The 12,658-nt window shown below is 39.5% G+C and carries 13 protein-coding genes; 5 read left to right on the top strand and 8 right to left on the bottom strand.

All coding sequences use genetic code 11. The annotated features are described in order from the left end of the window. Positions 1 to 419: 419 nt before the first annotated feature. From LQ50_RS23490 to LQ50_RS23455, 7 genes are all read right to left on the bottom strand, one after another. Positions 420 to 1,244: a DODA-type extradiol aromatic ring-opening family dioxygenase gene (locus LQ50_RS23490; protein ID WP_034634082.1), complete on the bottom strand. Its 825-nt coding sequence runs from the start codon at positions 1,242 to 1,244 to the stop codon at positions 420 to 422. A gap of 72 nt (positions 1,245 to 1,316) precedes the next feature. After that, positions 1,317 to 1,544, bottom strand: coding sequence for a 4-oxalocrotonate tautomerase (locus LQ50_RS23485; protein ID WP_272913749.1), 228 nt, complete (start codon positions 1,542 to 1,544; stop codon positions 1,317 to 1,319). 552 nt (positions 1,545 to 2,096) lie between these two features. After that, a complete protein-coding gene (locus tag LQ50_RS23475; RefSeq protein ID WP_034634078.1) occupies positions 2,097 to 2,885 on the bottom strand; it encodes a 2-keto-4-pentenoate hydratase in 789 nt (262 codons plus the stop codon). 12 nt (positions 2,886 to 2,897) lie between these two features. Further along, the gene (gene dmpG / locus LQ50_RS23470; RefSeq protein ID WP_034634077.1) at positions 2,898 to 3,923 is read right to left on the bottom strand and encodes a 4-hydroxy-2-oxovalerate aldolase; all 1,026 of its coding nucleotides are present in this window, start codon (positions 3,921 to 3,923) and stop codon (positions 2,898 to 2,900) included. A 32-nt stretch (positions 3,924 to 3,955) separates the two neighbouring features. Further along, positions 3,956 to 4,843, bottom strand: coding sequence for an acetaldehyde dehydrogenase (acetylating) (locus LQ50_RS23465; RefSeq protein WP_034634076.1), 888 nt, complete (start codon positions 4,841 to 4,843; stop codon positions 3,956 to 3,958). A 23-nt stretch (positions 4,844 to 4,866) separates the two neighbouring features. Continuing rightward, on the bottom strand, positions 4,867 to 5,646 hold the full coding sequence (locus tag LQ50_RS23460; RefSeq protein WP_034634074.1) for a 2-keto-4-pentenoate hydratase: 780 nt from the start codon (positions 5,644 to 5,646) through the stop codon (positions 4,867 to 4,869). Between the two features lie 72 nt (positions 5,647 to 5,718). After that, positions 5,719 to 7,182, bottom strand: coding sequence for an aldehyde dehydrogenase (locus tag LQ50_RS23455; protein WP_034634073.1), 1,464 nt, complete (start codon positions 7,180 to 7,182; stop codon positions 5,719 to 5,721). Between the two features lie 227 nt (positions 7,183 to 7,409). Between LQ50_RS23455 and LQ50_RS23450 the strand changes: the two genes are divergently transcribed. Further along, positions 7,410 to 8,189, top strand: a complete 780-nt coding sequence (locus LQ50_RS23450; RefSeq protein ID WP_084139001.1) for an IclR family transcriptional regulator — start codon at positions 7,410 to 7,412, stop codon at positions 8,187 to 8,189. A gap of 88 nt (positions 8,190 to 8,277) precedes the next feature. Continuing rightward, positions 8,278 to 9,219, top strand: coding sequence for an amidohydrolase family protein (locus LQ50_RS23445; protein WP_034634072.1), 942 nt, complete (start codon positions 8,278 to 8,280; stop codon positions 9,217 to 9,219). Between the two features lie 44 nt (positions 9,220 to 9,263). On the opposite strand, the gene LQ50_RS23440 is transcribed toward LQ50_RS23445, so the two are convergent. Further along, positions 9,264 to 10,457 carry a 4-hydroxybenzoate 3-monooxygenase gene (locus LQ50_RS23440; protein WP_034634070.1) on the bottom strand — a complete coding sequence of 398 codons (1,194 nt, stop codon included), beginning with the start codon at positions 10,455 to 10,457 and terminating at the stop codon, positions 9,264 to 9,266. A gap of 145 nt (positions 10,458 to 10,602) precedes the next feature. Here LQ50_RS23440 and LQ50_RS23435 point away from each other — a divergent pair, with 145 nt between their 5' ends. The 3 genes from LQ50_RS23435 to LQ50_RS23425 all read left to right on the top strand — a co-directional run. Beyond that, positions 10,603 to 11,361, top strand: coding sequence for an IclR family transcriptional regulator (locus LQ50_RS23435; protein ID WP_034634069.1), 759 nt, complete (start codon positions 10,603 to 10,605; stop codon positions 11,359 to 11,361). 33 nt (positions 11,362 to 11,394) lie between these two features. Beyond that, the gene (locus LQ50_RS23430) at positions 11,395 to 12,168 is read left to right on the top strand and encodes an IclR family transcriptional regulator (RefSeq protein WP_034634068.1); all 774 of its coding nucleotides are present in this window, start codon (positions 11,395 to 11,397) and stop codon (positions 12,166 to 12,168) included. 87 nt (positions 12,169 to 12,255) lie between these two features. After that, the coding region (locus LQ50_RS23425; protein ID WP_034634066.1) for an MFS transporter at positions 12,256 to 12,658 on the top strand (403 nt) is incomplete at its 3' end.

Genomic DNA, 12,658 nt, shown 5'->3' with positions numbered 1-12,658 from the left:
TTTTTAGTGGGGTTTCTCGACAACCTGAGAACCTCTCTTATTAGAGAGGTTCTTTTCTTATTATCACAAATGTTAGAAAGTCCTATTGACCTCAAGTTTCTTGTTATTTACTGTTAGGTTTTCTTGCTGAACTTTTTGCTAAGCTTAGGAAGTAACACCCTGGTTATCACTAATACAGATTCGTCTGGACGAACCATTACTATTGATAAACCTCTTAAACGAGTTGCAATCCTCGATATCATGAATTCATCCCGGAGGACTATATGGGTGTTTGGGTTTATATAGGACAGGAACTCCACGTTACTTTGTTGGTCATTACCCTAGATTTAGAATACATCAAGTTTTTACGATTAGCTAATTCTCAAAACGCGAAAAGACATCCTTAAAATTAGAATGCCTTCTCACAAATATTTCATTTATCATTTACTCCCCTGCAATGCTTTCTCAGGTTCAAACGTCATAATTGCATTTCCACTTCCAGATGATTGAGCATACGTAAGAAAAGATGGTTTATATCTATCTTCCAATGTGCCAAGAAGCATCGCTAAATGACGACCTCCCCCTTCAACACCAGCAACATTTGCATATTGAGGGAGCATTTCTTTCGCTAAATCCCAATTTCGATTCATAATATAATCAATAAACTGTTTATCTAGTGCCTGTTCTGAAACCGTCGGCATATGATGACGTCCTCGTACTAGATTATGAGCAAGCGCACCACTATAAACAAACACGTATTTTTTATCACTATTGTTTAACACTTCACCTATTGCCTGGCCCCACTTATACGTTTCTTCTAAACCTGCTGCCATTGTAATAGACAAATTAACGACAGGAATATCTGCATTTGGGACGAGATAGCGTAAAGGTACAACCGTACCATAATCCCATACATATGTTGGATCATTCACCGCGATAACTGGAAGACGTGCGTGTTTTCCTGCTAAAACAAGCTCCTCTCCTAGTTGCTGATCTCCAGGATAATCGTAGGCAACATCTGATATAATATCCGGACATTCAAACGCAGTTAAAATTCCATTATGTCTTGGCGACACATCTACATAGTGATGAAACGTAGATTGCCAATGACAAGAGATCAGAATCACTGCATCTGGCTTGATCTCTTCAATTTGCTTTGAGATCTCATCCATCTTTGCAACGATATCTTGTTGAAAATCAGGAACATTTTCACGATGACAAATACTAGGAACGTGAGCAGCCAAAATACCTAATTCAATCGTCATTTTTCATTCCCCCTAAAAATTTAATTCTCCCCAAATTGAAAAAAGAGGTTGAGTCAAGTGAATCCATCATCTTTACTTAGAGGCGTTACGTTTTTCTACTGATTCACCAGCAATTCCCCAATGAGATTTCGGTACTTCTGTAACAAGAACTCGAACACTCTCTTTTGGAACTTCCAATGTTGAAGAGATTGTTTCCGTAATTTCAGCAATAACCTTCTCAATTTTCTCCTTTGGTCGGCCCTCCATCATGTTAACGTTTACAATTGGCATGAGACGTTTCCTCCTTTTTAATTGATTGATCAGGCAATCATTTATATATTAATACCCTATCCATTTATGAAAATGCTTTCTTTTTATAGTCTTTCGAGTAATAGAAAAGGGAAGTTCGAAGGCCACTGAAAAAGGTACGATTTTCACCTTTTTCAGTGGTCTTTAAGCAATGAGCGGAACCGTTGCTTTGTTTTAAGCCTGCTATGGTGGTATTTTCATAGAGGCGTGCAACGTGTGGAGCCATTGCTGCTTCCTCGAATCTTCTAAAAGGACCTTTTCAGTGCCTTCGAAAGTTCGCCCTTTTTCCCTTATATTGTGCGAACATGTTGCGATGGCTTCTCTCGCCGTGCGCCTTTTGAGAAAACCGCTCAAAAGGCTTAAAACATTACGGCCGCTCCGCTCATCGCATCGAGTAATAGAAAAAGGGAAGTTCGCCCTTTTTCCCTTATATTGTGCGAACATGTTGCGATGGCTTCTCTCGCCGTGCGCCTTTTGAGAAAACCGCTCAAAAGGCTTAAAACATTACGGCGGCTCCGCTCATCGCATCGAGTAATAGAAAAAGGGAAGTTCGCCCTTTTTCTATTACTCTCCAACCGTGAAGCTTACTTCGCCGAGGCCGTCTAGTTTGCCTGTGACAAAGTCACCGTATGATAGGTGATTAGCTCCTGTAATCCCACCTGTTAGAATGACTTGACCTGCTTTTAGCTTTTCACCTTTACGATGAAGCATGTTTGCTAGCATGGCTACAGAGTTAGCTGGATGACCTAATACAGCTGCTCCAGCACCAAGGTCTTTAATTTCACCATTGATTGATAAAACCGTTCCAATAAGCTCTAAATCAAGTTCTTCTGGTTTACGCACTTTGCTCCCAAATACGACTTGAGACGTGGATGCATTATCTGCAACAACATCTGGAAGTGTAAAGTTAAAGTTTTCATAGCGGCTATCAATAATTTCAAGTGCTGGGCAAACATAATCCGTTGCAGCTAGAACTTGCGCACCGGAGACACCAGGACCTTCAATATCTTTTCCTAAGATAAAAGCTACTTCCGCTTCTACTTTTGGATGAATAAAGTCAGATAATGAAATCTGTCCACCATCCTGGACGATCATATTGTCAAAAACATATCCATAAATCGGCTCTTCTACATTCATTTGTTTCATTTTCGCGCGACTTGTTAAACCCATTTTTGGACCAACGATATTATGACCTTGTTCAAGCTTTAGTTTCACTAGTTCCTCTTGAATAGTATATGCTTCTTCTACCGTTAAGTTAGGAACTTTGTCTGAAGTAATACGCACAACGTCTTTTCTTTGTAATTCTGCATCTAGTAAAAACTTTGCAAGTTCTTTATTCGACATAGTACTCATAATTTCCCCCCACTACACTTTCAAACGGTTTTGTTTATTTGCAATTTCAGCTGCGACATCGATAATCATATCTTCTTGACCACCGACAACTTTTCTCTTTCCTAATTCAATTAAAATATCCCGAGAGTCGACATTAAATTGCTTTGCTGCTCTCTGGGAGTGAAGCAGGAAGCTTGAGTACACCCCAGCATAGCCCATTACAAGACTATCTCTTGTAATCTCTTGTGGTTGAGTTAAAATTGGCGCAACAACATTTTCAGCCAAATCCATCATTTTATATAAATCTACTCCACTATTTAATCCCATTCTCTCAAGTACTGCTACCAATACTTCTGTTTGTGTATTACCAGCACCTGCTCCTAAGCAACGTACACTACCATCAATTCTTGTTGCTCCTTCTTCAATCGCAGCTAATGTATTCGCCATCGCTAGAGACAGATTGTTATGTGCATGAAATCCAATATTAACTGTTAGACTTTGACGTAGTGCTCGAATTCGCTCGCGTACTTCATTTGGAAGAAGAGCCCCTGCTGAGTCTACAACGTAAACGGTATCTGCCCCGTAACTTTCCATTAGTTTCGCTTGTTCAACGAGCTTATCGACAGGAGCCATATGCGACATCATCAAGAAGCCGACCGTTTCCATTCCTAACTCTTTTGCTAGATTAATATGCTGCGGTGAAACGTCTGCTTCAGTAACATGTGTAGCAATTCGTGCCATTTTCGCTCCAAGATCAGCTGCTTGTTTCAGCTCATTCATGGTACCGATTCCTGGAATAAGCAGAACGGCTACTTTTGTTTGGTCACAAACGGATACAGCAGCTTCTATCAATTTCATTTCATCTGTTAAAGAACGCCCGTATTGCTCGGATGATCCAGCTAACCCATCACCATGAGCTACTTCAATATATGGAACACCTGCATCATTTAATGCGCGAGCTACTTCTGTTACTTGTTCAACCGTATATTGATGCCCAATTGCATGACTTCCATCACGTAGGGCAACTTCTGTAAGTATGATATCTCTAATGTCGCTCATTCTATCCATCCCTTTCTATGGCAAATTCAATTTTAGATGATTGCAGAGTTTAGCTTGTTTTTGGCAAGTTCTTCTGCGACCTTCACTGCTGCAGCTGTCATAATGTCTAAGTTTCCAGAATAAGAAGGTAAATAATCGCCAGCCCCTTCTACTTCTAAGAAAATCGTGACACGGTTCCCATCAAAAATTGGTTCTGTTCTTAAGCGATATCCTGGCACATACGCTTGAACGCTGTCAGCCATCTCTTGGATGGAGTTCGTAATTGCGGCTTCATCCATTTTCCCAGGTTCCACAACGGCATATACCGTATCTCTCATTAAAATAGGAGGCTCAGCTGGGTTTAGGATTATGATGGCCTTCCCTTTTTTCGCTCCACCAATTTCTTCTATTCCACGCTTTGTTGTTTGCGTGAACTCATCAATATTTGCTCTTGTACCAGGGCCCGCACTTTTACTTGAAATCGTCGCAACAATCTCTGCATACTCAACCGGTGCTACTCGGTTCACTGCATGAACCATCGGAATCGTCGCCTGGCCACCACACGTAATAAGGTTAATATTTGGAACATCTAAATTTGAATCTAGATTTACAGGAGGTACGACAAATGGTCCTCTTGCTGCAGGAGTTAAATCGAGAACTTGTTTGCCTGCTTCGTTTAACAATCTCGCATGACGAACATGAGCTTTTGCTGATGTCGCATCAAAGAAAATCTCGGCTAATTCACTGCTTGTTTCTAAAAATTCTTCAAGTCCATTTGTGAACGTTTGATAGCCTCTTTCTTTTGCTCGTGCCACCCCATCTGAGTGTGGATCAATCCCAATAAGTGATGTCAATTCTAGAGTCTTGGATCTTTCAATTTTCAACATTAAATCTGTACCGATATTACCTGTTCCTATAATCGCTACTTTAATTTTATCCATTTGAATCTCCTTCCGAACATTATTTATGATGAAAAGCGAACCGAAACCTCACCTAAATGTGCAATCTTTGCAGTGAAAACATCACCTGGCTCAGCATCTACTGCAGCCGATAACGCTCCAGATAAAATGACTTCTCCTGCTTTTAATGTAATATCAAACTCACTTAACTTGTTTGCTAGCCATGCAACGCAGTTAGCTGGATGACCCATAACTGCTGCTCCCACGCCTGTGTTAACAATCTCACCATTCTTTATAAGGACCATTCCGATTTGAGAAAGATCGACTTTATCAATATTTACTGGTCTGCCACCTAATACATAGTGGCTGCTCGATGCATTATCAGCAATTGTGTCTGGCAATTTAATCTTCCAATCTTTTACTCGGCTATCAACTATCTCTAGTGATGGCAAGATGTAATCCGTTGCTTGAATAACATCTAATGCCGTTACATTCGGACCTTTTAAATCTTTCTTTAATACAAAGGCTACTTCCCCTTCTACTTTTGGTTGCATGACTTCGCTATAAGAAAGCTCTGTCCCATTCTCTACAACCATTCCATCTAATAGATGGCCATAGTCTGGTTCATCAACTCCTAATAACTTTTGCATGGCAATAGATGTCAGACCAATTTTTTTCCCAACAATCGTCTGACCTTGTGCGACCTTCTGCTTAATAATTTCTAATTGAACTGCATAAGCATCTTGAACGGTAAACGAAGGGCTTTGGTCTGTTAGAGCAACCGTACCCACACGATCTTTCTCTGCTTGTAAGAGCTGATTTGCAAACGATTCAGTTGTACTCATCGTTTTCCCTCCTTTTATGTGTAAAAAGGGGAAAGAGCTCCGGAACCTACTCCTTCGCTCCTCTCCTTGTAATTAAAGCTTAATACAAATATTTTTTAGTTCACTGTAGAACTCAAAGCTGTGCATTCCACCCTCACGGCCAATTCCACTTTGCTTCATGCCACCAAATGGTGTACGTAAATCACGTAAGAACCAAGTGTTAACCCAGATAATTCCTGCTTCTACTTCATTTGCTACACGGTGAGCACGTCGAAGGTCATTCGTCCAAATCGAAGCACTTAATCCATAGTGAGAATCATTAACTTGTGCAATCACTTCATCCTCAAGATCAAATGGAATAACCGTTACAACCGGTCCGAAGATTTCTTCGCGAACACAACGCGCATTACGATCAAGATCAGTAATGATAGTCGGCTCAATATAGTAGCCTTTTTCAAAGCCTTCTGGTCGGCCTCCACCTGTACGGATTGTGCCTCCTTCTTCTCTAGCCAACTCAAGGTAACCAAGAACACGCTCATAATGTTCTTTCCCAATCATTGCCCCAATTTTCGTGTTCTCATCAAATGGATCTCCGACAACTAATTCTTTCGTTTTGGCGACGAATTTTTCTACGAACTCATCATAAGCTGCACGCTCAACATAAATTCTTGATCCGCACAAGCAAACTTCTCCTTGATTGATAAAGCTTGATTTGATGGTTGTTTCTAATACTTCATCTAAATCAGAATCAGCAAAGATGATATTTGGGTTCTTTCCACCTAACTCATAGGAAAGTTTTTTAAGCGAATTGGCAGCTGCTTTCATAATCGCTGTCCCTGTTGATGTTTCACCTGTGAATGTAATTGCATCGACATCAGGATGCTCTGTTAATGCTGCACCAGCTGAGTCAGGTCCAAACCCGTGTACTACATTTACAACGCCATCTGGCACGCCTGCTTCTTTACAAATTTCTGCAAGCACTGTAGCTGTCATCGGCGTCCATTCAGCAGGCTTCATCACCGCTGTATTTCCAGCCGCTAAGCAAGGAGCTAACTTCCAAGTTAAGAGAAGCATTGGTAGATTCCAAGGGTTGATTAACCCAACAACCCCAACTGGTTTACGCACTGCATAGTTAATTGCTACATCATCATGTTGATACGCTTCTGTTCCCATCGTTGTCATGTAATCAGCAAAGAAGTGGAAGTTGTAGGCAGCTCTTGGGATATCGATTGTGCTTGATAACCAGATCGGCTTTCCTGTATCTAATGATTCTAAACGAGCAAGCTCATCTTTTCTCTCTAAAATTAAATCACCAATTTTACGTAAAATTTTTGAGCGCTCTGTTAGTGGCATCGTCTTCCAGCGTCCGTTAAGAGCTCTTTTGGCAGCTGCTACAGCTAAATCAATTTCTTCCTTTCCACCTTCCGCTACTGAACCAAGTACCTCTTCATTGGCTGGATTCGTATTAATAAATGTTTTATTATTTTCAGAATCCCTATATTGTCCATTAATAAAATGTCTACAATCAATTCCTGTCGCAGTAGTAACCGTTTTCATTATTAATTCCTCCATTCTGAAAATTAAAATTATAATCTGTTCTTACGTATAGAATAATCAATTTTTGTACCTCATAAAAGACCGTTGTTCTTTCATGAGGAACAAATAAAAACTTTTTTAAATAATTTTTTGATTATTCATTTTTCTCATTTATTATGATATAGTGAATTCAAATTCTATAAAAGAACAACGTTCCTCTATACACAACAGAATAGGAGGTTTTTTATGTGCCAATAGAAAAGAAAAAGGATTACACGTTATCATCAGTAAAAAATGCACTCCGAATATTACGGAGGTTTTCCATGGAAGAATCAGAATTAAAGATTACTGATTTAGCAAAAGATCTAGATTTAGGTAAGAGTACGGTAAGCAGGTTAATGTCTACACTGGCGAGTGAAGGTTTTGTAGAAAAGAACCCAGAAAACCAACGGTATCGGCTAGGCTTATCAATTCTTTCTCTTGCAAGTGTGTGCACCTCAAACTTTGAGATTCATAAGGAAGCGATGCCTGTTTTGCATCAGCTTGTTGATAAGACTGGTGAAACCGCACACTTAGCCATCCTTGATGGACTAGATGTCATTTACCTCCACAAGGTAGAGAGCAAACATCATGTTCGAGCATTTACACATATCGGCAAAAGAAACCCGGCTTATGCCACTAGTTCAGGTAAGGTATTGCTCGCTTATAACGAGGATCACTATGTTGATAGAACGATCGCTAAAGGATTTGAACATTTTACAAATAATACCATCACTACCCCAGACCAGTTAACCAAAGCTCTTGCAGAAGTTCGAAGAAAAGGCTATGCCCTAAGTATTGAAGAAATCTTTGAAGGGGTTGTATCGATTGCATCTCCTGTTAGAGATTACACAGGTCAAGTCATTGCTTCTGTAAATATTGTCGGACCAATGCAACGACTTACTGAACGATCCATTCCTATTCATACGAAAAAAGTCATTGAAGCAGGAAAGCAAATTTCAGCAAGGTTAGGGTATCGCGCATATTAGCCGAACTGACCGAACGACAGCAAAATTTATTACCTGTTCACAAAAGTGAAAGCGATTCCACAAACACCTATTAAAAGGAGCGATAGATATGCATGATTTTCATACTCATTTTATTCCAGAAGATGTGATGACTTGGATAAAAGACAATAAAGAAGCCGTAAATGCTAGTTGGATTAAAAAGAATCCTGATAAAGAAGAATTCCTCTCAATCAATAACAAATGGGCTTTTGAGCTAAAAAAAGAATTCATTGATGCCGACTTGTACTTAACTGATAAAAAAAGGGTCGGCGTCACTCATGCAATCGTTTCACCTATTCCTCAACTATTTTTATATGATTTTCCTGCTGAGATTACGAGTGAACTAGCATCGGTTTACAACCAATCTCTCGCTAAGTGGAGTCACTCTAATAGCCAACAACTCTCTGCTTTAGCAACAGTATCTCTTAACCAGCCTGAATTAGCCGCACGTGATTTACAAGACGCAATGACTGCAGGTCTTAAAGGAGCCATTATTGGGCCAGGACTTGATGGCAAGTTACTATCTGATCCGTCTTTCATCCCATTTTGGGAAGAAGCAAACAAACAAAAAGCGATCGTCTTCATTCACCCTTTACTCTGTGAGGACCCTCGTTTAAAACAAAGAATGATGCCAAACTTGATTGGAGTACCTTGGGAAACAACCATCTCAGCTACCGATATTTTATTAAGTGGTTTGCTCGATACGTATAATGATGTTCGTATTTTACTCGCACACGGCGGTGGTTTCCTTCCTTACCAAATTGGGCGTATGAACAAAGGGAATGACATGTGGCCACTAGTTTCAAAGTCGCTACAAAAAGAACCGACAGAATACTTAAAAGACTTTTGGTATGACACGGTATTGTGGAATACAAATACATTAGAGTTCCTAGCTAAATCTGTCGGGGAGGAGCGCATTGTTCCAGGGTCTGATTATCCATTCGACCTTTGTGCCTGGCCTCCTTCTATTGATTTTTCAAAAGGGTCACATTCACTATTACAAGGAAAATAAAAAGTTTATTAGGGCTACCACCCACTGTGGTAGCCCTTACATTTTTAAACTTGTAATGCCTTTGCCCTTTCCCACTCTAAAGGCAACCCAACATAATTTTCAGATAAGCTTGTTAACGCTGCCCGAGAGGAAGTTACATAGTCTAACTCACTAATTTGAATCCCTCTCTCGAACGAGGTGTGACTAAAATCCCGATGAAGCATCGTTGTCATCCACCAAGAGAATCGTTGTGCTTTCCATATCCGACGTAAAGCGATCTCTGAGTAGCTTTCAAGTAGATCATCACTCCCTGATTTAAAGAACATTTCAATGCCCTTACTCAGAACCTGAACATCAGACATTGCTAAATTCAAGCCTTTTGCTCCGGTAGGCGGTACGATATGCGCCGCATCACCTGCAATAAATAAACGACCATGCTGCATAGGCTCACACACAAAGCTTCGCATAGACACGATATTCTTTTGAATAATCGGTCCATCCGGTAACGTCCAGCCATCCGTTTCTACTCTTTCTTTTAATTCAGTCCAAATACGATCATCAGACCAATTGGCAATATCATCATTTGGGTCTACTTGAATATAGTGACGTTGGATTTCAGGTGTTCGCTGACTTATCAGTGCGAATCCTCTTTCATGATTCGAATAAATCAATTCTGGATTGGCAATTGGCGTTTTCGCAAGAATTCCTAACCAACCAAAAGGGTAGATCTTCTGATTTTCCGTACGGTTTGGAATCATTTTACGACTTGGCCCATGGAAACCATCACAGCCAGCAATAAAATCACAGACAAGCTCTTCTTCACCACCGTCGTGTTTAAATCGAATCTTCGGTGAGTCTGTCTCAATGTCATGAAGACTTACATCACTCACACTAAAATAAATCTTGCCACCTGCACCAAGACGTTCAGCCACCAAATCCTTGATTACTTCATGCTGTGGATACACCATAACACTCTTTCCTTCAGTAAGTTCGTACATATTGACTCGATGTCTAATCCCATTATACTGAAGCTCTATTCCGTGATGAATATGACCTTCACGCATCATGCGTTCTCCTACGCCAGTAGCATTCAAAAGATCAACTGTCCCTTGCTCAAGTACTCCTGCACGAATGGTACCTTCTATTTCCTCCCTAGAACGGTTCTCAAGAATAACAGATTCAATTCCTTCAAGATGCAATAAATGCGAAAGCATCAGACCAGCTGGACCAGCACCAATGATACCTACTTGTGTTTTCATTTTTAAATACCCCTTTCAATTTTTACAATTATATATTGAAAACGCTTACTAACCTCATATAAAATAATAATATGAGAATGTTCAGAATAGAAGATCGTATTTCTTTTATATGAAACAATTAACTTTTTTTAGGAGGATTTACTAGATGGAAACGCATGGAGTCTTAAAGTCAGTGTCAAATGGGCTTGCCATTTTGCATTTATTCACAAGCAAAAAGCCAACTTGGGGAGTTACAGACATAGCAAACGAACTCCACTTAAACAAAAGTTCAGTTAGTCGCCTTGTAAAAGAATTAGTTGTGGAAGGATTTTTAGAAAAGGTAGGTTCTAAATATCAACTAGGGATTTCTGTTCTTTGTTTAAGCGGCGTCATTACATCTCATTTAGAAATATACCGCGAAGCAAAAGCTCCTTTACAGGCTTTAGTCACGAAAGTAGAGGAAACTGCTCATGTTTCCATCCTAGAAGAAACTAACATTACTTATCTACATAAAGTAGAGTGTCAACATCCTGTCCAATTATTATCCTATATCGGAAAAAACAACCCAGCAACATGTACTAGTTCTGGCAAACTATTATTAGCTTTCCAACCTGATAGCATATTGAAAAATGTCATAAAGAACGGACTACCCAAATGTGGACCTAACAGCATAGTCGATCAAAACCATTTGTTGAATGATTTACAAAAGATTCGTCAGCAAGGCTATTCAATTTGCGTGAATGAGTTACATGATGGGGTTGTTAGCATCGCCGCTCCTGTTAGGAACTATACCGGTGAAGTCATTGCAGCAGTAAGTATTGTTGGTCCGAGTTCCCGTATGAAAGAAGATTCCTACTCTCAATATGTAAGCGAGGTTATCAAAGCAGGACTACAGGTTTCAGAAAAACTAGGCTTCATTCATTGAAATAATTTTGAGTTCCATTGAAAGGAGAACAAAATGAGATACCCTGCCATAAATAATGAATCTTTTTCGTCCATGCGAAATGCTCTAAGACTACTAAATTTGTTTACAATTGAAGAGCCAGAATTAACATTAAGTGAAATTGCAGATAAATTACAAATTGCTCATAGTACAGCCCATCGTTTAGCAGTAACACTCATCCATTCAGGTCTTATTGTAAAAGAACCTACTATGAAAACATATCGTCCAGCCTCATCAATTTTATCAATGGGGAATACATTTTTAAGCAAGTATAAATTATGCCAAGTATCCGTGCCAATTTTAGAAGAATTAACAAATAAAACAGGAGAAACCGCACACATTTCCATTCTAAAAGGGACAAAAGTTGTTTATCTATATAAGGTCGATAGTTCCCATCCTGTTCACCTTCTATCTCATGCTGGCAGACAAAATCCAATCCATTGCACGAGTTCTGGTCAAGTGATTCTTGCCTATCAATCTAATTCTAAGATTCAAGAAGTAATCCAAGATGGCTTATTAGCACACACACCACATACAATCACTTCATCAAGTGCTTTTATGCAAACGCTAACGAAAATTCGTCAGCAAGGATTTTCTGTTAGCAAAGAAGAAATGCACATAGGCGTCACCTCAATTGCAGCACCTATATTTTATAAAAACCACGCGGTCGCATCAGTTAGTATCGCTGGTCCCACTACACGAATTAATCATGCAAAGATGGATTCTATGATTAAATTAGTAAAAGTAGCAGCAATGAAGATTACGGAAAGTTCGAACAAATTATTATAATAAAATTGTAGTCTTAAGAGAATGTCAGTTCAATAATTAACATATTATGTAATGTTACATGAGCTTCGTTCTCAGAAAGAGGTGTCCATGAGTAAAAAAACTACTCTTACCTTTCAAGGCCTATTATTTCTTATCGGTTTAATGCTTGTAGCATTTAATCTACGTTCTTCTATTACGGCGGTCGGTCCTTTAATAAGCACGATTCGAATAGATACAAATCTCTCGAGTAGTGTAATAGGTTTACTTACAACACTTCCTTTACTTGCCTTTGGTGTCTTTTCTATCCTTGCACCTAAAATCGGGCGTAAGTTAGGAAATGAAACAACGGTCTTTATTGCTTTAGTCATTTTAACAATGGGAATTCTTTTACGATCCACCGGTATGATCTTCTCTCTTTTTTTTGGAACCGCTATGCTGGGATTAGGAATTGCGATTTGTAATGTATTGATTCCAGGAATCGTTAAAGGCAGATTTCCTGAAAAGATGGGGC

Source organism: Halalkalibacter okhensis, from assembly GCF_000787375.1.
In the GTDB taxonomy this organism is placed as follows: Bacteria; Bacillota; Bacilli; order Bacillales; family Bacillaceae_D; genus Halalkalibacter; species Halalkalibacter okhensis.
Note: the sequence above shows the minus strand (reverse complement) of the source record. Positions and strands in the feature narration are given on the sequence as shown.